At 57.3% G+C, this 20607-nt stretch carries 18 protein-coding genes; 12 read left to right on the forward strand and 6 right to left on the reverse strand.

The window, feature by feature from the left end:
- The first annotated feature begins 5 nt into the window (after positions 1–5).
- Positions 6–1097 carry an alkylhydroperoxidase domain protein gene (locus URZ40_RS11155; RefSeq protein ID WP_320720541.1) on the forward strand — a complete coding sequence of 364 codons (1092 nt, stop codon included), beginning with the start codon at positions 6–8 and terminating at the stop codon, positions 1095–1097.
- A 6-nt stretch (positions 1098–1103) separates the two neighbouring features.
- On the opposite strand, the gene araJ is transcribed toward URZ40_RS11155, so the two are convergent.
- The gene (gene araJ, locus URZ40_RS11160) at positions 1104–2279 is read right to left on the reverse strand and encodes an MFS transporter AraJ (RefSeq protein ID WP_320720542.1); all 1176 of its coding nucleotides are present in this window, start codon (positions 2277–2279) and stop codon (positions 1104–1106) included.
- Between the two features lie 165 nt (positions 2280–2444).
- Between araJ and ppk2 the strand changes: the two genes are divergently transcribed.
- On the forward strand, positions 2445–3263 hold the full coding sequence (gene ppk2, locus URZ40_RS11165) for a polyphosphate kinase 2 (protein ID WP_080329185.1): 819 nt from the start codon (positions 2445–2447) through the stop codon (positions 3261–3263).
- 60 nt (positions 3264–3323) lie between these two features.
- On the opposite strand, the gene fdnI is transcribed toward ppk2, so the two are convergent.
- The 3 genes from fdnI to fdnG are packed head-to-tail and all read right to left on the reverse strand — an operon-like array spanning position 3324 to position 7916.
- Positions 3324–3980: a formate dehydrogenase-N subunit gamma gene (fdnI, locus tag URZ40_RS11170; RefSeq protein WP_316379198.1), complete on the reverse strand. Its 657-nt coding sequence runs from the start codon at positions 3978–3980 to the stop codon at positions 3324–3326.
- Positions 3973–4857, reverse strand: coding sequence for a formate dehydrogenase subunit beta (fdxH, locus tag URZ40_RS11175; RefSeq protein ID WP_166711265.1), 885 nt, complete (start codon positions 4855–4857; stop codon positions 3973–3975). Before fdxH ends, fdnI begins: the two co-directional genes overlap by 8 nt.
- Positions 4858–4868: 11 nt before the next feature.
- Complete coding sequence (gene fdnG / locus URZ40_RS11180) at positions 4869–7916, reverse strand: formate dehydrogenase-N subunit alpha (protein ID WP_320720543.1); 3048 nt, start codon at positions 7914–7916, stop codon at positions 4869–4871.
- Positions 7917–8136: 220 nt separating this feature from the next.
- Between fdnG and yddG the strand changes: the two genes are divergently transcribed.
- Together yddG and URZ40_RS11190 are read left to right on the forward strand one after the other, a co-directional pair.
- Positions 8137–9015, forward strand: a complete 879-nt coding sequence (gene yddG, locus URZ40_RS11185; protein ID WP_316379200.1) for an aromatic amino acid DMT transporter YddG — start codon at positions 8137–8139, stop codon at positions 9013–9015.
- Positions 9016–9491: 476 nt separating this feature from the next.
- Positions 9492–10601 carry a porin OmpC gene (locus URZ40_RS11190; protein WP_320720544.1) on the forward strand — a complete coding sequence of 370 codons (1110 nt, stop codon included), beginning with the start codon at positions 9492–9494 and terminating at the stop codon, positions 10599–10601.
- A 49-nt stretch (positions 10602–10650) separates the two neighbouring features.
- Here URZ40_RS11190 and URZ40_RS11195 read toward each other — a convergent pair whose 3' ends face one another.
- A complete protein-coding gene (locus URZ40_RS11195) occupies positions 10651–11595 on the reverse strand; it encodes a LysR substrate-binding domain-containing protein (RefSeq protein ID WP_116339731.1) in 945 nt (314 codons plus the stop codon).
- A gap of 170 nt (positions 11596–11765) precedes the next feature.
- Between URZ40_RS11195 and URZ40_RS11200 the strand changes: the two genes are divergently transcribed.
- From URZ40_RS11200 to URZ40_RS11230, 7 genes are read left to right on the forward strand one after another with little or no spacing between them, the layout of a single operon-like run.
- Complete coding sequence (locus tag URZ40_RS11200; RefSeq protein ID WP_192982180.1) at positions 11766–12716, forward strand: branched-chain amino acid ABC transporter permease; 951 nt, start codon at positions 11766–11768, stop codon at positions 12714–12716.
- Positions 12717–12724: 8 nt separating this feature from the next.
- Positions 12725–13831, forward strand: coding sequence for an ABC transporter permease subunit (locus URZ40_RS11205; protein ID WP_320720545.1), 1107 nt, complete (start codon positions 12725–12727; stop codon positions 13829–13831).
- Positions 13828–14595 (forward strand): ABC transporter ATP-binding protein, encoded by a 768-nt coding sequence (locus URZ40_RS11210; protein ID WP_320720546.1) that lies wholly within the window; start codon positions 13828–13830, stop codon positions 14593–14595. The genes URZ40_RS11205 and URZ40_RS11210 overlap by 4 nt, the downstream gene beginning before the upstream one ends.
- Complete coding sequence (locus tag URZ40_RS11215; RefSeq protein ID WP_320720547.1) at positions 14588–15307, forward strand: ABC transporter ATP-binding protein; 720 nt, start codon at positions 14588–14590, stop codon at positions 15305–15307. Before URZ40_RS11210 ends, URZ40_RS11215 begins: the two co-directional genes overlap by 8 nt.
- Before the next feature lie 28 nt (positions 15308–15335).
- Positions 15336–16493 carry a branched-chain amino acid ABC transporter substrate-binding protein gene (locus URZ40_RS11220; protein WP_320720548.1) on the forward strand — a complete coding sequence of 386 codons (1158 nt, stop codon included), beginning with the start codon at positions 15336–15338 and terminating at the stop codon, positions 16491–16493.
- Positions 16494–16511: 18 nt separating this feature from the next.
- On the forward strand, positions 16512–16994 hold the full coding sequence (locus URZ40_RS11225; protein ID WP_116339718.1) for an L-2-amino-thiazoline-4-carboxylic acid hydrolase: 483 nt from the start codon (positions 16512–16514) through the stop codon (positions 16992–16994).
- A complete protein-coding gene (locus tag URZ40_RS11230; protein WP_320720549.1) occupies positions 16991–18217 on the forward strand; it encodes a Zn-dependent hydrolase in 1227 nt (408 codons plus the stop codon). Before URZ40_RS11225 ends, URZ40_RS11230 begins: the two co-directional genes overlap by 4 nt.
- A 61-nt stretch (positions 18218–18278) precedes the next feature.
- Here the strand turns inward: URZ40_RS11230 and URZ40_RS11235 are convergent, their stop codons facing one another.
- Positions 18279–19766, reverse strand: a complete 1488-nt coding sequence (locus URZ40_RS11235; RefSeq protein WP_116339714.1) for an MFS transporter — start codon at positions 19764–19766, stop codon at positions 18279–18281.
- A 115-nt stretch (positions 19767–19881) separates the two neighbouring features.
- Here URZ40_RS11235 and URZ40_RS11240 point away from each other — a divergent pair, with 115 nt between their 5' ends.
- Positions 19882–20457: a TetR family transcriptional regulator gene (locus tag URZ40_RS11240; protein WP_320720550.1), complete on the forward strand. Its 576-nt coding sequence runs from the start codon at positions 19882–19884 to the stop codon at positions 20455–20457.
- Positions 20458–20607: the final 150 nt, after the last annotated feature.

Genomic DNA, 20607 nt, shown 5'->3' on the forward strand with positions numbered 1-20607 from the left:
CACCTATGTCATTAAGTCAGGACATTCTCGCCGAGCTGGCGGAAATTAAACCCGGTTCCCCTCTGGCAGAGGCGCGCGCTACGCGAGATGCCGCCACACGCCACGCCCAGGGCAGCTACGAAATTCTGTTTAGCCAGCAGGATAATGATTTTGCACTCGACGAGCGCTTCGCCGTGGCGGCCAAAGTCGCCAGGTGGCACAGCGCGGAGGCGCTGGCCGCGCACTATGCGGGGTTTGGCCTGGCCGACCCCACCTCGGAGCGCCTGACCCCGGCGCTGAACTTCGCGCGCCTGCTGACATTTTCACCCGTCGAAGCCACGCCGGCCGCGTTAACGGCGCTGACCCAGGCCGGGTGGAGCAAGGAAGGCATCGTTACCCTGGCGCAGCTCGTCGCGTTTGTGAGCTTCCAGAGCCGACTCGTCGCCGGGCTGCGGCTGCTGAACGACAGGCCCGTCGCGGCAAGCGAAACGCCGGTGGCGGCAGGCGTCTGGCACACGACCGCAACCACGGTCACCGGCAAGGCGGCACCCGTCGCGTTCACCCAGCAGGAGCTGGGATGGGAACCGTGGATAGCGGCCAAACCGCTGGCGGACTTCCGTGACGATGAGGTTGCCATCCTGGCGAAATTTGGCCATACCGATTCCGACTACTTCCGCCTGCTGGGGCGCAACCTGCCGGTACTTGAACAGCGCACGCTAACGGATAAAGGAATTTTTTATACGCCGGGGGGATTACCGCGCGCCGAGCGCGAGCTGGCCGCAACGGTCGCCAGTAAAATTAACGGCTGCATCTACTGCGCATCTGTCCATGCGCGTAAAGCCAGCCAGCTGTCAAAGGATGACGCTGCGGTAGAGGCCCTGCTGGCCGTGCGGCCGGGGCAGTCCCTCAGCGAGGGGCAGTCTGCACGCTGGCAGGCGGAAATTAACTTTGCGGGGGCGCTGTCTGTCACGCCGCCTGCCGCCACGCCGCTACACCTCGCCGCGCTGGAAAAAGAGGGGCTGGATACCCTGGCGCAGCTTGATCTGGTGCAGTCTGCCGCGTTTTTCGCCTGGGCCAACCGCCTGATGCTGACCCTGGGTGAACCCTGGCTTGCGTGAACCCCATCAGGCTAGCGCGCGAGCGTTAGCCTGAGCACGTCTCGCCCGCAGGTAACCGTAAATCAGCAGCGCGCTCATGGCCGAGAAAGAGAGTATTGCCGCTGGCAGCGTGACGTAACGCCAGCTAAAGCCGAGGGTAATCATCATCCCGCCGAAGTACGCACCGATCGCACTGCCGAGATTAAACGCCATCTGCCCTCCTGCCGCCCCCAGCATCTCACCGCCCTTCGCATTTTGCAGCAGCAGGATCTGCAGCGGCGCGGAGAGCGCAAACAGCCCGGCACAGCAGATAAAGCCCATGACCAGCGAGGCCGCTTGCAGTTCGCCAAAGGCAAAAAGCAGCAGCAGTGAGGCGACAATCACCATGTCGGTAGCCGCCGCAATGCGCAGCGGGCTAAACCGGCCAGAGAGCTTACCGCTCAGCAGATTACCTAACACCATGCCAAGCCCCATCAGCATCATGATGACCGTCATCAGCCCTTCCGAAAAGCCGGAAACATTGACCATAAAGGGCTTAACGAAGCTAAACCACGCGAACACCCCGGCATTACCAAACATCGTGGCGGCAAAAATTAGCCAGGGTTCAGGTTTCCTCAGAAATTTGAACTGCTCGGTCAATTTGATTTCTGACGTGTCGCGGATGTCCGGCACCCAGAGCAGAACTGAGAGGATCACCAGCGCGTCGAACACCGCAATCACGAAAAAGGTATAGCGCCAGTTAAAGGCGTGCCCCAGCCAGGTCCCCAGCGGCACGCCCACCAGGTTGGCTACGGTCATACCGGCGATCATCCCGGCCACCGCGACCGTCACCTTACCCGGTGGTGCAATTTTGGAGAGGATTATCGCCCCGACGCCAAAAATGGCCCCGTGCGGAAAACCGGAAATCAGCCGCCCCAGCGCCAGCCAGAAATACGACGTAGAAAACGTAAACAGGGCATTGCCAACAGCGCACATTGCCACCAGAAACAGCAGCGTGGTTTTTAAGGAGAACTTGCCTGAAAACAGCGCCACAATCGGGGCGCCAACCACCACACCGAAAGCATAAAACGAGATCATATTCCCGGCGGAGGGAATCGAAATGCCGGTGTCATGCGCCAGCTCGGTTAGCACGCCCATAATGCCAAATTCAGCCATTCCCAGGCCAAACGTGCCAAGCGCCAGCGAAAAAATTGTCTTTTTCATACCGCAACCACAGGTTAAAAACTCGCGACGGGCATTATTGAACAATCTTGTATGGTGAGCCAGTTCAAATCAGCTGGCTGACACATTAATCCATTAATTCAGGTGGATTACACTTTGTCGTGCGGCCTCGTTTTTCCCGTGCCGGACAACCAGAGGATGACAATTATGGGAAGTAAAAAGAAAGCCCCTGTCGCTGTTGAAGTCGTAAAGAGTGCTCCGCTAAAGACTAAAGAATATGAAAAAGAGCTGCGCCGCCTGCACGTTGAACTGGTCAAGCTCCAGCAGTGGGTTGTCGCCAAAGGACTGAAGGTGTGTATCGTTTTTGAGGGGCGCGACGGCGCCGGTAAAGGCGGCACCATCAAAGCGATTACCGAGCGCGTCAGCCCGCGCGTCTTTCGCGTCGTCGCGCTTCCCGCGCCTACCGATAAAGAAAAAAGCCAGCTCTACTTCCAGCGTTACGTGCCGCATCTGCCCTCAGCGGGCGAAATCGTCATCTTCGACCGCAGCTGGTATAACCGCGCGGGCGTCGAGCGCGTGATGGGCTTCTGTACCGAAGAACAGGTGGAGAAATTTCTGGACGGCACGCCGGTCATGGAAAAAGCGATGGTCGATGCCGGCATTATCCTGCTGAAATACTGGCTGGAGGTGACGCCAAAAGAGCAGGAGCGCCGCCTGCGCGACCGCATCAACGATGGGCGCAAAATCTGGAAGCTGTCCCCCATGGACATTAAATCTTTTAACCTGTGGGACGAGTATACCCTCGCCCGCGACGCCATGTTTGAAGCCACCGATACAGCCTGGGCACCGTGGTTTGTGGCCCGTTCAGAAGATAAAAAACGCGTGCGCCTGAATATTATTTCGCACCTGCTGACGCAAATCCCCTATAAAGAAATACACGTAGACAAGGTGGATTTACCGAAACGTAAAATTGGTAAAGTTAAACCCACAAAATATCCGTTCCGGTATGTGGAAGAGCGGTTCTGATATAGCAGGGGTAGGCCCGTGCAAGCGCAGCGCCGCCGGGCAGAGCCGACGGCGCAGGTCTTACTTGATCCCTTCCGTACTTTCCTGTTTCGCTTCCAGGCGTTCCACGTCACGATACCAGCGCGGATGGTGTTTCTGCGCCCAGCGGCGGCTCACCTTCCCTTCAATCATGCCTTTAATCGACCCTTTTACCCAGAACGCCATATACATATGGATCAGGATGGCGTGGATCAGAATGATGGCCGACGTGGCGTGGATCAGTAGCGCGTAGCGAATTACCTGAATGGGGAAATACTGGGCAAAATACGGACGCCAGATAATTACGCCGGTCACCAGCAGCACAAAAATCATGCTCATGATGGTCCAGAACATCATCTTCTGTCCGGCGTTGTATTTGCCCACCTTCGCGACTTTATGCTCGTTGCCCTTCAGGACTTCGACGATCCCTTTCACCCACGGGATATCCTGCTTGTCCGGGATGTTATGGTGGACAAAACGCACGAACATAAACATCAGCACCACAAAAATCAGCACGCCGAAGAACGGGTGCAGAATGCGCCCCATCTGCGGCGTACCGAAGGTTTCGGTCAGCCACTGTAGCGTTGGGAAGAAGAACGAAATCCCGGAGACCGCCACCAGGAAGAAGCAGATCACTACCGTCCAGTGACAGGCGCGATCGACAAACTTCGTGCGCACAATCATTTTCGACTTACTCATGATGCTCCTCCTCGTCGTCATCCACCTCTTTGTTTGGCCCGATACCGATGTAGTGATAAATCAGCCCCGCGAAGGTGGCGATAAAGCCCGCCGCGGAGAGCGGTTTAAGCGCCCCTTTCCACAGGTTGATGGAGGTATCGATCGCCGGATCTTTCGGCAGATTATGATACAGCTCCGGCTGATCGTTATGGTGGAGCACGTACATTACGTGCGTGCCGCCCACGCCCTGCGGGTTGTAAATGCCCGCCTTGTCGTAGCCGCGCGCTTTCAGCTTGTCCACCCGCTCTTGCGCCACGTCCAGCATCTCTTTTTTGGTGCCGAAGTGGATAGCACCAGTGGGACAAGTCTTGACGCAGGCAGGCTCCTGCCCGACGCTGACGCGGTCCACGCACAGGGTGCATTTATATACCCGGTTATCCTCTTTATTGAGGCGCGGGACATTAAACGGACAGCCCGCGATGCAGTACCCGCAGCCGATGCAGTTGTCCTGCTGGAAGTCGACGATCCCGTTGGCGTACTGAATAATCGCGCCGGCAGACGGGCAAGCCTTCAGGCAGCCCGGATCTTCACAATGCATGCAGCCGTCTTTGCGGATGAGCCACTCTAGCCTGCCGTTCTGGTCGGTTTCGCTAAAGCGCATCACCGTCCAGGATTTGGCGCTCAGATCCGCCGGATTATCGTAGACCCCGACGCAGTGCCCCACCTCGTCGCGGATATCGTTCCACTCCGAACAGGCCACCTGGCAGGCTTTACAGCCCACGCAGGAGGAGACATCGATAAGCTTGGCGACTTCTGCCTTATAGTCCCGCGCGCGGGGCGCGGGGGTGATCGGGTTGGTCGCGGAGCGTTTAATAATGTCTTGTGTTTCCATCGCCATTTAATCGCTCCTTACGCTTTCTCGATGTTGACCAGAAACGCTTTGTACTCCGGCGTTTGCGAGTTGGAATCGCCGACGTTTGGCGTCAGGGTGTTGGCGATGTAACCTTTTTGCGCCACGCCCTCAAAGCCCCAGTGCAGCGGGATACCGACAGTTTCTACCTGCTGGCCGTGCACGTTCAGACTTTGCAAACGACGGGTGACCACCGCCACCGCGCGAATAAAACCGCGCTTGCTGCTCACCTTCACGCGGTCGCCGTTGGAAATGCCCTTCGCTTTCGCCAGTGTTTCGCTTATCTCCACAAACTGTTCCGGCTGCGCGATGGCGTTAAGCCGCGCGTGCTTGGTCCAGGTATGGAAATGCTCGGTCAGGCGATAGGTCGTTCCTACATACGGGAATTTGTCCTTTTTGCCCAGGCGCAGCACGTCCTCTTCGTAGATCCGCACCACCGGGCTGGAGACCACGTTCGGGTGCAGCGGGTTAGTACCGAGCGGCGTTTCCATCGGCTCGTAGTGTTCCGGGAACGGCCCTTCCGCCAGCTTGTTGAGGGCGAACAGGCGTCCCAGCCCTTCCGGCTGCATGATAAACGGCCCGGTGTTGCTGCCCGGCGCGGCAGTGTTGTAGTCCGGGATGTCGTTCCCCGTCCACTTCGTCCCGTTCCACTGGATCAGCATCCGTTTCGGATCCCACGGCTTGCCGTTCACGTCGGCGGACGCACGGTTGTACAGCACGCGACGGTTCAGTGGCCATGCCCAAGCCCAGCCCAGCGTGTTGCCCAGGCCTGACGGGTCAGCGTTGTCGCGGTTCGCCATCTGGTTACCCTGCTCCGTCCAGCTGCCGGTGTAGATCCAGCAGGATGATGCCGTGGTACCGTCGTCACGCAGCAGCGCGAAGCTGTTCAGCAACTGGCCTTTCTTCGCCACCAGGTTGCCGTTGGCGTCGTAGAGATCTGCCAGCGCCACGCCGTTGTTCTCTTTCGCGACTTCCTCAGACTCAGGACGATCCGGCTGCTTGTAGTGCCAGCTCATCTTCAGCAGCGGCTCAGCGCCTTTGCCGCCTTCAGTGCGGTACATTTCGCGCAGGCGATGGTAAATGCCGGCCAGGATTTCGCCGTCGTTACGCGCTTCGCCCGGCGCGTCCTGCCCTTTCCAGTGCCACTGCAGCCATCGGCCGGAGTTGGCAATAGAGCCGTCCTCTTCCGCAAAGCAGGTAGATGGCAGGCGGAACACTTCGGTCTGAATCGACGCCGGATCGACATCGTTTGACTCCCCGTGGTTCTGCCAGAAGGTGGAGGTCTCGGTCACCAGCGGATCGATAACCACCATGTACTTCAGCTTGCTCAGGCTGCGAACGACTTTGTTCTTGTCCGGGAAGGAGGCCACCGGGTTGAAGCCCTGGCAGATATAGCCCGTGACGTTGCCCTTATCCATCATGTTGAAATACTTGATGACGTCGTAAGCCTGGTCCCACTTCGGCAACCACTCAAAGCCCCAGTCGTTCTCCTTCTGCGCTGCGTCGCCGTAGAAGGATTTCATCAGGCTGACGTAGAATTTCGGATAGTTGCTCCAGTAGTTCACCTGATCCGGCAGCGTCGCTTTTGGCGTATTGGCCTCAAGATACGCTTGCAGATCGGCCTGCTTTTCAGACGGCAGCGTCAGGTAGCCCGGCAGGCTGGTGGAGAGCAGACCGAGATCGGTTAAGCCCTGAATGTTAGAGTGGCCGCGCAGCGCGTTCACGCCGCCGCCTGCCATCCCCATGTTGCCGAGCAGCAGTTGGATCATCGCCATGGTGCGGATGTTCTGCGCGCCCACGGTGTGCTGTGTCCAGCCCAGCGCATACAGGAACGTGGTGGTTCTGTCGGCGGCGCTGGTGGAGGCCAGCACTTCACACACCTTCAGGAAGTCCGCTTTCGGTGTGCCGCAGATGTTCTCCACCACGTCCGGCGTATAGCGGGAAACGTGCTGCTTCAGCAGGTTCCACACGCAGCGCGGATGCGTCAGGGTTTCATCCCGCATCGCATAGCCGTTTTCGTCGAACTGATAGTTCCACGAGGACTTGTCGTACTGGCGTTTTTCAGCGTCATAGCCGCTGAACAGCCCGTCATCAAAGGCAAAATCATCCCGCACCAGCAGGTTCGCGTTGGTGTAGTGCTTAACGTATTCCGCGTTGATTTTGTTGTTTTCAATCAGGTACAGCAGCACGCCGGACAGGAACGTAATGTCCGTACCGGAGCGAATCGGCGCATAGATATCGGCCACAGATGCTGTACGCGTAAAGCGCGGATCGACGACGATAAGCGTCGCATCGTTGTTGTTTTTCGCTTCCATCGCCCAGCGGAACCCCACCGGATGGGCTTCAGCGGCGTTACCGCCCATCACCACCACGACGTTAGCGTTTTTGATATCAACCCAGTGGTTGGTCATCGCACCGCGACCAAATGTTGGAGCAAGACTTGCTACCGTTGGTCCGTGTCAGACGCGCGCCTGGTTGTCTACCGCCAGCATGCCGAGAGAGCGCACAAATTTTTGTGTCAGCATGCCGGTTTCATTGCTTGCCGCAGATGCGCACAGCATCCCGGTAGAGAGCCAGCGGTTGACCGTTACGCCCTGCTCGTTCTTTTCAATAAAGTTGGCGTCACGGTCGGCTTTCATCAGTTTTGCAATACGGGAGAAAGCCTCATCCCAGGAGATACGCTGCCATTTGTCGGAGCCCGGCGCGCGGTATTCCGGGTAGCGCAGGCGGTTTTCGCTGTGGACATAGTCCAGCAGGCCCGCCCCTTTCGGGCAGAGTGCCCCGCGGCTCACCGGATGATCCGGATCCCCTTCAATATGGTAAATCGCTTCTCTGGCGTTCTTCGCGCCATCGCCCAGGCTATACATCAATAGCCCACAACCCACGGAGCAGTATGTGCAGGTGTTACGGATCTCTTTCGCACGCAGCAGCTTATAGTTGCGTGCCTGAGCCAGCGCCATTTTGGGAGCAAATCCCAGCATTGCGGCTGTGGTTCCGGCCATACCGCCCGCGCAGATTTTGAAAAATTGTCTGCGGCTGACGTCCATTGTTGTCCTCGTTATCTGATAAGACTTCGCGCCGCAAACTAACAGCAAAGTCCCTGTTTTTTTTGCGTCAAATCAAGGTCGCCTGACTTCGCCCCCTTAATAGTCACCGCTGCCGCGTTTGAATAATCCTTTAGGGTTAAACGCCTGAGAGAATAATTCGCGACAGGGTCAGGATTAATGCGATACATTTTTCCTTTGTTTTTTTAGCGATGAAGACGTAATGGACAGAAAGAGAGCAACGCTCACGGGACTGGCGGCAATACTGTTGTGGAGCACCATGGTGGGCCTGATTCGCAGCGTGAGTGAAGGGCTTGGGCCGGTCGGCGGCGCGGCGATGATATATACCCTCAGCGGATTGCTTTGCCTGGTGACGGTAGGATTTCCTGATATTAAACGTTTTTCTCCCGGGTATCTTATTGCAGGCAGCGTACTGTTTGTCAGTTACGAAATTTGCCTGGCGCTGTCGTTAGGCTATGCCGCCACGCGAGCGCAGGCCATTGAAGTCGGTATGGTAAATTATCTCTGGCCGAGCCTGACGATCGTCTTTGCTATTTTATTCAACGGACAGAAATCAACGCTGTGGGTCATTCCCGGGTTAGCTATCGCGCTGCTCGGCGTGTGTTGGGTATTAGGCGGTGAGCAAGGGCTACATATTGATGAAATAATCCGCAATATCGTCTCGAACCCGCTCAGCTATACACTGGCCTTTGCGGGGGCATTTATCTGGGCCGCTTACTGCACGGTAACCGCTAAATTTGCCAGAGGCCAAAACGGTATTACCCTCTTTGTTTTGTTAACTGCGCTCAGCCTGTGGGTGAAATATTCTCTGAGCGATCAGCCGGAAATGGTGTTCAGTTTTCCGGTTATCGTGAAGCTCGTTATGTGCGGTATCGCGCTTGGGTTTGGCTATGCCGCATGGAATATTGGCATTCTGCACGGTAACGTTACGGTGCTGGCTGCCGTGTCCTATTTTACTCCCGTTCTCTCTGCCGCGCTTGCTGCCGTGCTGCTGAGCTCTCCCCTCTCTTTCTCGTTCTGGCAGGGCGCGCTGATGGTCTGCGCCGGGTCATTGCTCTGCTGGTACGCCACCCGGAAATAGCGTCCGGATTTCTGCCGGGTGTGATTAAACCCGGCAGAAAATTAACATAAATTTAATATGTGATCGCACCAGAAAATATTAATCTGAACATTAGTGAGATCGTTTAGGTTCTGTTTATATTATCTTCCTTTCGTAAATTCCACACATCTTAAATTGACATAACCTGACACCTGCGCGTAACTACTTCCCTGCGAATATTACCGTCCTTAATAGTAAGAAATGCAATAGTCCACGCCTCCGGAACCGTTTAAAAATAAATCCACGCCGATTAAATATTCGCCACCTCAAATTATCATGGCGTCATTAACCCGATCTCGATCACACTAAATGAAATTATTACTCATATTTTGAAACTTATTATTGAAAGGCAGCGACAAGATTTTTAAAAATAGCACGCCGTTGTCGAACAGCCTCGTATAGAAATTGCTCGCAATGGTTCAGGAAATACTGAAAAAAAATTATAAGGAATATTTAAGATGAAACTTAAATTAGTTGCAGTGGCAGTCACTTCCATGTTGGCAGCAGGCGTTGTAAACGCAGCTGAAATTTATAACAAAGACGGTAACAAGCTGGATCTGTACGGTAAAGTGACAGGTCTGCACTATTTCTCTGATGACGCTGGCGCAGACGGTGATAAAACCTACATGCGTATCGGCTTCAAGGGTGAAACCCAGGTTAACGACCAGCTGTCCGGTTACGGCCAGTGGGAATACCAGATTCAGGGTAACAAAGACGAAGGCGACAACCAGTCCTGGACCCGTGTGGCCTTCGCAGGTCTGAAGTTCGCTGAAGCCGGTTCATTCGATTACGGTCGTAACTACGGCGTGGTTTACGACGTGACCTCCTGGACCGACGTTCTGCCAGAATTCGGCGGAGACACCTACGGCGCAGACAACTTCCTGCAGTCTCGTGCAAACGGCGTAGCAACTTACCGTAACCAGGACTTCTTCGGTCTGGTTGACGGCCTGAACTTTGCCCTGCAGTACCAGGGTAAAAACGGCAGCGTAAGCGGTGAAAACACCAACGGCCGCAGCCTGCTGAACCAGAACGGCGACGGCTACGGCGCATCCCTGACTTACGATCTGGGTGAAGGCTTCAGCGTTGGGGGGGCAATGTCCTCCTCCAAACGTACCGCTGACCAGAATGCGGCTGGCGTATACGGTGAAGGCGACCGCGCTGAAGTGTACAGCGGCGGCGTGAAGTACGACGCGAACAATATCTACCTTGCCGCGCAGTACTCTCAGACCTACAACGCGACCCGCTTCGGTACCTCTAACGGCAACCGCAGCGACATTTACGGTTTCGCAAACAAGGCGCAAAACTTCGAAGTTGTGGCTCAGTACCAGTTCGACTTTGGCCTGCGTCCATCCATTGCTTACCTGCAGTCTAAAGGTAAAGACATCGAGAACTTCGGCGACCAGGATCTGGTTAAATACATCGATGTTGGCACGACCTACTATTTTAACAAAAACATGTCCACCTACGTGGATTACAAAATCAACCTGCTGGACGATAACCAGTTCACTCGCCAGGCAGGTATCGGTACCGACAACATCGTTGCGCTGGGTCTGACCTACCAGTTCTAAACCTTGTTTGTACAAAAGCCAGCTGAATAAGCTGGCTTTTTTCTTCTCTTTACCCCGCAGACGACTCCCCGCCCGCAGCCCTGCGAAGCCAGTTTTGCAGCAGCTTACCGTCCTCGGTCATCTCTGAATCTGTACGTACGCAGAGGTGATAGTCGCGCCCGTCATCGATGGGTAGGTCAAATATCTTCACCAGCTCACCGCTCTCCAGGTAAGGTGCGATCAGCGGCTCGCGCATTAACGCGCAGCCCAGCCCGGCCTGCACACCTGCCAGCGTCAACAGCCCGTCTTCAAACAGAGGGCCGCTGCGCCGGAGAGGACGTTTTACCCCCTGCAACAGAAACCACTGCGCCCACGTGGTGCGCTCTTCATCATGCAGCAGCGGCATTTGCAGCAGCTGCTCAGGCGTGTCGATATGGCCATGAATACGCAAAAACGTGCGGCTGCACACCGGCACCATCTGTCCGGAAATTAGCTTTTCACTTTGATAGCCCGCCCACTGACCGTTACCAAAACGAATCGACATATCCGACGCATCGCTCAGATAGTTACGATGGTTGGCATACACTACGTTGATCTCGGTCTGCGGATTCGCGCGCATAAAAGCAGGCAGACGCGGGATAAACCACCCCATGCCAAAGAGCGGGATCAGGCTGATGGTGACCTGACGCGTTTGCGCCTGCTCAGCCAGATGTTCCGTTGCCTGGCGCAGCACGTTAAACGCCGCACGGATCGAGCGGTAGTATTCACGTCCGTGCTGGCTCAGCACCAGCCTTCGCCCCTGACGCTCCGTCAGTGGCATTTGCAGATAGCCTTCGAGCACCTTGAGCTGATGGCTGACAGCCGACGGTGAGATCTCAAGTTCCTGCGCGGCCAGCGTGACGCTGCCCAGCCGGGCAATGGCCTCAAAGGCACGTACGGCCCGAAGCGGTGGATCGTTTGCCAGGCGACTGTCTGCATAAGCAGACGCATCCGCTAATTGTTCTGTTTTATTCATATATTGATTTCTTTAGGCTTATCCGCCAAAAACAGGCTTACACTATCTTTATATAAATCATCAAGATAAAGCAATATCGGTTTATCATAAGAAATAATATATGTGTATTTTACAATTTAATTCATTTATCGGATGGTAGCCGCAGAAGAAGCTCTTTGCGGGTACAAACGTTGGATACACTCATACAACAACTGATCAACGGCGTGATGCTGGGAAGCATTTACGCGCTGATCGCGCTGGGCTATACCATGGTGTATGGCATCTTGCGCATTATTAACTTCGCTCACGGCGATATTCTGATGGTCGGGGCGCTCACCACGCTTTCCGCCATTAACGCCCTGAACGCCACCTTTCCGCACATGCCGCTGCTGTTGCAGCTTGGTGTTGCCCTTGTGATTGCGATGGCCGTCTGCGCCCTGCTGGCCATGGCCGTTGAGCGCTTTGCCTACCGCCGGCTGCGCAACGCCCCGCGCCTGGCGCCGCTGATCTCGGGTATCGGCGTCTCCGTCCTGCTGCAAACCCTGGCGATGATTATCTGGACGCGCAACCCGCTGATGTTCCCGCAGATCCTGCCGATGGACCCTATCGCCGTCACATCCGGCAGCGAAGCGCATCCTCCCGCCATCATCACCGTCACCGGTATCGTCACCGTTGTCCTGGCGCTGGCGGTAATGACTGGGCTGTGGCTGCTGGTGGAATACACCCGCCTGGGGCGCGGCATGCGCGCCGTTGCGGAAAACCCACGCGTGGCAATGCTGATGGGGGTTAACCCAAACGCCATTATTACCCTGACGTTTGCCATTGGTGGCGTATTTGCCGCGCTGGCAGGCGTGATGATGGCGAGCAACTACGGCAACGCCAGCTTCTCAATGGGCTTTTTGCCCGGGATTAAAGCCTTTACCGCCGCCGTACTGGGGGGCATTGGCAACATTCGTGGCGCAATGGTTGGCGGCATCCTGCTCGGCATTATCGAAGCGCTGGGCGCAGGTTACCTTGGTGAACTAACCGATGGCGTATTTGGCAGCAACTATCAGGACGTCTTTGCCTTTATGGTGCTGATCCTGGTGCTGGTCTTCCGTCCGGCTGGCCTGCTGGGCGAGCGCGTGGCGCACAGAGCGTAAGGAATACCATGACAACACTTCAACTCCAGACCCCGGCAACAACGCGCAAATTCTGGTCAGGCATGAGCCTGTTCTGCCTTGCGCTGCTGGTTGCCCCCATGGTAGCCACGCAGCTGGGCGGCAACTACTGGGTGCGCGTTATCGACTTCGCCCTGCTCTACATCATGCTGGCGCTGGGGCTCAATATTGTGGTGGGCTATACCGGCCTGCTGGATATGGGGTTTATCGCCTTTTACGCGGTCGGGGCTTACCTCGCTGCGCTAATGGCCTCGCCACATTTGCTGGAGGTATTTCCTCTCCTCGGCGTCTGGTTCCCGGACGGGCTGCACACATCATATCTGCTGATTATTCCGCTGGCTGCGCTTGTTGCCGCAGTCTGCGGCATTTTACTGGGTGCTCCCACGCTGAAGCTGCGTGGCGACTACCTGGCGATAGTGACCCTCGGATTTGGGGAAATTATCCGCATCCTGATGCGTAACCTCGACCGTCCGGTGAACATCACCAATGGTGCAAAGGGCATCACTGGGGTAGATACGCTGAATCTGTTCGGCCTGAAGTTCAGCGGCGTCTATCACTGGTTCGGCGTTAAAGTGCCTGCCCTGTGGCTGTGGTACTACCTGCTGATGCTGGTCATTGTGGCGATTATTGTTGTCTGCCTGCGCCTGCAGCATTCCCGTATTGGTCGTGCCTGGCACGCCATCCGTGAAGACGAGGATGTGGCCCGCGCGATGGGCATCAACGTGCGTAACTACAAGCTGCTGGCCTTTGCGATGGGCGCCTCTTTTGGTGGCGTGGCGGGCGCCCTGTTCGGCGCGTTTCAGGGCTTTGTCTCCCCGGAATCCTTCACTTTACAGGAATCCATTGCCGTGCTGGCGATGGTGGTGCTGGGCGGTATGGGGCACATTCCCGGCGTGATCCTCGGCGCGGTACTGCTTACCGCCCTGCCGGAACTGCTGCGCAGCCAGGCAGCCCCGATACAGCAGGCGCTGTTCGGCACGGTACTGATTGACCCGGAAGTGTTGCGTCAGCTTTTCTACGGCCTGGCGCTGGTACTGGTCATGCTGGTGCGCCCCTCTGGGATCTGGCCGGTACGCCACAAAGAGGTGAATACATGAGTCTGTTAACCGTGCGTAATATGTCAAAACGCTTCGGCGGCCTTACCGCCGTGGACGACGTTTCGCTCTGCGTAAATAAGGGTGAGATCTACGGACTCATCGGCCCTAACGGGGCGGGAAAAACCACCTGCTTTAACCTGATCACCGGGCTTTATCCGGCGGACAGCGGTGAGTTTTCTATTGCCGATAAGCCCTATTTCCCGAAGCACATTGAGAACGTTACCGCCGCCGGGATTGCGCGCACCTTTCAGAACGTGCGCCTCTTTAACGACATGTCGGTGCTGGAAAACGTGATGGTGGGCCGCCACGTGCGCACCCGTAACGGTCTGTGGGCCGCGCTGAGCCGCCACAGACGTGCACGCGAGGAAGAGAGGCAGACCCGGGAGCTGGCCTGGCACTGGCTGGAGTACACCGGTATTGCGAAGTTCGCCCACTACCGCGCCCGCGATCTGGCCTATGGTCACCAGCGCCGTCTCGAAATTGCCCGCGCGCTGGCAACGGAACCGCTGCTGCTGGCGCTGGACGAACCCGCCGCCGGGATGAACGCGGCGGAAAAAGTGGCGCTTGGCGAACTACTTACCCGTATCCGGGATGACGGTAAAACCCTGCTGATGATTGAGCATGACGTCAAGCTGGTGATGGGCATCTGCGACCGCCTGACGGTGCTCGATTACGGCAAAACGCTCGCCACCGGCACGCCGGAAAGCGTGCGTCGCGACCCGGCGGTGATCGCCGCCTGGCTTGGAGGCAACCCCCATGTCTGAATTACTGAAGGTAGAACGTCTGGACGTGCATTACGGCGGCATTCAGGCCGTACGCGATGTCTCCTTTACCCTTCACGAGGGCGAACAGGCTACGCTGATCGGCGCTAACGGCGCGGGGAAAAGCTCCACCGTGCGCGCCGTTACCGGGCTGGAAAGCTTTAGCGGCAGCATTGAATTCAGCGGTAAAGCGGTACGTAAACACAGCCCCGAAGCCCTGCTCCGCGACGGGCTGGTCATGGTCCCGGAGGGACGCGGGATCTTCTCCCGCATGACGGTACTGGAAAATCTGCAGATGGGCGCCTGGCTCAGGCGTGACACTGTCACCGTTAAGCGCGAGATGAACGATATTTTCGGGCGCTTCCCGCGTCTGGGCGAACGCCAGCATCAGCTTGCCGGCCTGCTGTCCGGCGGTGAGCAACAGCTGCTGGCCCTTAACCGTGCCCTGCTCAGTCACCCGCGGCTGTTGATCCTCGACGAACCCTCGATGGGCCTTGCGCCGAAGATGGTAGAAAACATTTTTTCCGTCATCGCCGACCTGCGCGAGCGCGGCGTTGCCCTGCTTCTCATCGAACAAAACGCCCGTCTCGCGCTGGAAGTCACCGACAGCGCGTGGGTCATGGACAGCGGCAGCATTGTTCATCATGGCGAATCGAAAGCGCTGCTCAATGACGACCAGATTGCACAGATTTATTTGGGCGAAATGCCTGTTTAACAACACCAGCCAACATCAGGGAAATACAATGAAAACAGTAAAAATCAGTGCGCTCAGCGCCGCTATTCTGCTCGGTAGTTTTGCCTCTACCGGTGCCTGGGCCGCCGAAGGGGAAACCGTAGTTATCGGTCTGGCAGGCCCGCTCACCGGCCCGTCTGCCCGTATCGGTAAAGATCTGGAAAACGGCGCGCAGCTGGCTATCGATGACATCAACAAGCAGCACCCGACCATCGGCGGCAAAGCGGTAACCTTCAAACTGCAGTCCGAAGACGATCAGTCAGACCCGCGCACTGCCGTAGCCGTCGCGCAGCGCCTTGTCGACAGCGGCGTGGCAGGTGTGGTCGGCCACTGGAACACCGGCACCAGCATTCCTGCGGCCCGCATTTACCACGATGCGGGCATCGCCCAGGTGGCACCGGTCGCAACCGGCCATGCCTATACCAAACAGGGTTTTGACACCAGCTTCCGCGTGATGGGCCACGACGATGACGGCGGCCAGCTCGCCGGCCAGTACGCGGTCAACGCGCTGAAAGCCAAACGCATTGCGGTGATCGACGACCGTACCGCCTTTGGTCAGGGTCTGGCGGACCAGTTTATTAAATCGCTTGAAGCGCAGGGCGTGAAGGTTGTCGATCGTCAGTATGTGGATGACAAAACGGTGGACTTCAGCGCCGTGCTGACCGCTATCCGGAGTAAAAACGCCGATCTGATCTTCTTCGGCGGCGTCGACAGCCAGGCCGCACCGCTGGCGCGTCGTATCAAACAGCTGGGCATGAACGCCACCCTGATGGGCGCAGGCGGATTTGTCAGCCAGACGTTCCTGCAGCTGGCGCAGAAAGAAGGCGAAGGCGTGGTCGCGCTGGAGCCGGGTCTGCCGGTAGACCAGATGCCGGGCGGTAAAGCGTTCGAACAGGCGTACCAGTCACGCTACCACACCCATATCGAACTGCACGCCCCGTTCGCCTATGACGCTACCCGCGTGCTGGTTGCGGCGATGGAAAAAGCAGACTCCGTTGAGCCGTCCGACTATCTGCCCGGCCTGCGCGCCATCAGCTACGCCGGCGTCACCGGACAGATCGCGTTTGATAAAGAAGGTAACCTGAAATCGCCGTCTTTCACCGTTTACAAAGTTGTCGATGGCAAATGGCAGCCGCAGACCGTGCTGGGTGGCGCAAAAGCGAAGTAACGCAGTGAGGGCAATGTGATGAGTGATAATAACGAGCTGGGCATTCTCGCCCGCCGCAAAATTGAAGCAGAAATTATTAAGCCAATTTATGAAATCCTGGTGCGCGAGATAGGAAAAGCTCGCGCACAGGCGGTCATTGGCGAGGCTATCGAGCAGGCCGCGATTGACGCAGGCAAAGCGTTTGCCAGCAAAGAACCCAACGGCGCGGACGTCAAGAGTTTCATCGCTCTGCAGTATCTGTGGGAAAAAGATAACGCGCTTGACGTGAAAGTGATCGACGCCGACGACCAGCAGTACAACTACAACGTGACCCGCTGCCGCTACGCGGAGATGTATCACGAAATGGGGCTGGGCGAGATTGGTCATCTGCTCTCCTGCGCGCGCGATGAAAAATTCATCGTTGGCTATGCGCCGGACGTAAAGCTGACCCGCACGACCACCATCATGCAGGGCGGTTCGTGCTGTGATTTCCGCTACCGCAGCAGTAAGGACAAGACATGATCCGCGTTAACGCCGAACGGCTGTGGTCAACCCTTGAGATGATGGCGCAGATCGGAGGCACGCCCGCCGGTGGCGTGACCCGTCTGGCACTGAGCGAGGAAGATCGCATTGCGCGTAACCTGCTGCGCGACTGGGCGCTGGACGCGGGTTTCACCTGCGACATCGACAGCATGGGCACTATGTTTATCCGCCGCGCCGGGAAAAACCCGCAGCTTGCTCCGGTCATGACAGGTTCACATGTGGATACCCAGCCGCTGGGCGGTAACTACGACGGGGTGTACGGCGTGCTGGCCGGGCTGGAGCTGCTGCGAACCCTTAACGATTATCACGTTGAGACTGAACGTGACGTTGTGCTGGTGAACTGGACTAACGAAGAAGGCGCGCGCTTTGCACCGGCCATGCTCGCTTCAGGGGTCTGGGCGGGACAGTTTAGCGAAGCGTACGCGCATTCCCGCGCGGATAACGAAGGCATCACCGTGGGGGAAGCGCTGGATAACATCTGCTACCGGGGGGAAGCCCCTGCCCGCGCGTTTCCGGTTCACGCCTGCTACGAACTGCACATCGAACAGGGCCCGATCCTGGAAGATGAAGCCGTCGATATCGGGTTAGTCCGTGCGGCTATGGGCCAGCGCTGGTTTACCCTCACGCTGGATGGATTCGCCGCCCATGCAGGCACCACGCCGATGCACAGCCGCCGCGATGCGTTAACCGCATTTGCCGATCTGGCGCTGAAGGTGGAAGAGATTGGCTATCGGCATGCGCCGGACGGACGCGCGACGATCGGTATGGCGCAGGTTACGCCAAACTCGCGCAACGTGGTGCCGTCTCGCGTGGTGTGCAGCGTGGAGTTCAGACATCCTGCCCGGGAGGCGCTGGAAGCGATGGAGACAGCGCTGCATCTGGCGGCGCAAAGCCTGAGCGCGCGGGGCGTAACGGCTGATGTGGAACGGATTTTTGACTACGCGCCGATTGCGTTTGATGCCGTATGCCTGGCCCGCACGGAGAAAGCACTAGCGGAACTGGGCTATTCGTCGAAATCCATGGTCTCTGGCGCGGGACACGACGCCTGCTACGTCAGCAAAGTCGCGCCTGCCAGCATGATCTTCATTCCCTGCGTGAAGGGTATCAGCCACAACGAAGCCGAGAAGATCCTGCCGGAGTGGGCAGAGAAAGGGGCAAACGTGCTGCTGCACAGCGTGCTTGCCGCCGCGCAGGACACATAAGCCGCCTTACCGGGCCTGCAAAAACGCTCCCGCAGGCCCGGTAAGCTCAACCTGGCACATTTTACGGCTTCGGCACCTTCGCCAGGCTAAACCAGATCCCGACGGCCAGCAGCAACAGCATTCCTCCTGCGCTGCCCAGCGCCACGCTGTGCGAGGTGATAAACGCGCTTTTCGCCGCTTCAATCACCGGCTCCGCCAGCGTTGGCGTCAGATCCTGCGCTACCTTCATTGCCTCACCTATGGATGACGAAGCCTGGTCGACGAGCGATGCATTGAGCCCCTGCGGCAGATTAATTGACGCGGAGAAGCTGCGGGTCAACAGCAGACCAAAGATGGCGATCCCCAGCCCGGCGCCCAGTTCATAGGACATGGTTTCAATGGCCCCTGCGGCGGCAGCTTTCTCTTTCGGCGCGGCCGCCATAATGGCCGAGGTCGAGGCCAGAAGCGCGCTGGCGGCGCTAAAGCCCAGCAGCACCATCAGGCCCCACGCCTGCCACTGCTGCGTGCTGAAATCAAGCATCGACAGACCGATAAAGCTGACCGCACTGAGGCCCATACCACCCGCAGCGACAATGCGCAGCCCCAGACGGCCCACCAGCACACCGGCGATCGGCCCGCTGAATCCGCTAGCCACCATCACCGGGAGCATGAACATGCCCGCCTCGAAGGGCGTAAAGCCGTGGACAAACTGCAGCTCTTGCGCCATCAGCAGTTCAAAGCCCACCAGCGCGATCATCGCCGTCATCGCCATCACCACGCCGCTTAAAATGATGCGGTGACAGAACAGGCGCATGTCGATCATCGGCACCCGGGCGCGCAGCTGGATACGCACGAAAATAAACAGCATCACGGCCCCCGTGAGCAAGGTACACGCCACAAGCCACGGCGACAGAACGCCTTTTAACGCAGTTTTGGCGCTGTAGACCAGCAGTAGAATGGCCACAATCAGCATGATCGCATGGCTGATATTTAACGGCTGCTCAGGGCGCCCTTCCTGCTGCGGGACAAAGCGCGCGGCAAGGGTAACGACGATAAGCACGATCGGCACGTTGATCAAAAATACCGAGCCCCAGTAGAAGTGCTCCAGCAGCATACCGCCAATCAGCGGACCAAACGCCGCCCCGCCTGAACCCACCGCCGCCCAGACGCCGAGCGCGATGTTGCGATCTTTCGCGTCGGTAAAGAGCGTGCGGATCCCCGCAAGCGTAGCCGGGATGATCATTGCCGCACCGATCGCCAGCGAGGCGCGCGCCGCTATCAGCCACCCTGCAGAGGGGGCAAACGCGGCCGCCAACGACGACAGGCCAAACAGCGTGCTGCCGATCATCAATAGCCGTTTAAAACCGATGCGGTCACCCAGGGCGCCCATCGGCAGCACCATTCCCGCCATTACCAGCGAGTAAATATCGATGATCCACAGCAATTCATTGCCGCTGGCGCCCAGCGTCATGCTCAATGTCGGCGCCGCCACGTGCAGCACCGTCGCGTCAATCGCCACCGGGATATACACCAGCACGATAATCACTAACGCTAACCACTGACGAAACATAAATTTCCTTTTTATTCAAACATGGACACATGTCCAGGATGCGATCCTACGTAAAGTTGAACGCATGTCCAGCTTTTTGTTACACTCGTTTCGGTCCTATTGAGGGTAGAAAGAAATGCGGTATTTGAACAAGGAAGAGAGACGGGAAGCAATCCTCCAGGCCGCGATGCGTGTGGCCCTGAGCGAGGGGCTGGCCGCCATGACGGTACGGCGCATTGCCGCAGAAGCGGGCGTCGCGACCGGACAGGTCCACCACCACTTTGCCTCCGGCGGCGAGTTAAAATCGCTGGCGTTTGTGCGCGTGATCCGCGAGCTGCTGGATGCCGACGTGGTGGGCGAAAACGCCAGTTGGCGGGAACGGCTGCACAGCATGCTCGGCAGTGACGACGGTGGCCTTGAACCTTACATTCGCCTCTGGCGGGAAGCCCAAATTCTCGCCAGCCGGGATCCCGAGATCAAAGCGGCTTATGTCCTGACCATGGAGATGTGGCATCAGGAGACCGTGGCGATTATCCGTGCCGGGGCGGCTGCCTGCGCGTTCACGCTTAGCGATCGGGCGGAAAATATCGCCTGGCGTTTAATAGGGCTGGTTTGTGGCCTGGATGGGATCGCCGTATTAAATATGCCTGAAATGGACGATACGGCGTTTAATAAGCATCTCGACAAACATATCACGCTGGAATTGTTTTAATACTCCTTCTGGAGTATTAATTTACGCGACATTTACAATTAGTAACACATTAAGCGAACCCTTATTTCCATTCTAATCTCGGGGGTTCGCTTTTTTATCTATCCTTTCAGATGTATCCCAAAGCATCCTAAAAACCCAATAATACATAAC

The sequence above is a fragment of the Enterobacter sp. 296B2 genome, from assembly GCF_034106185.1.
GTDB classification, from domain to species: Bacteria; Pseudomonadota; Gammaproteobacteria; order Enterobacterales; family Enterobacteriaceae; genus Enterobacter; species Enterobacter cloacae_N.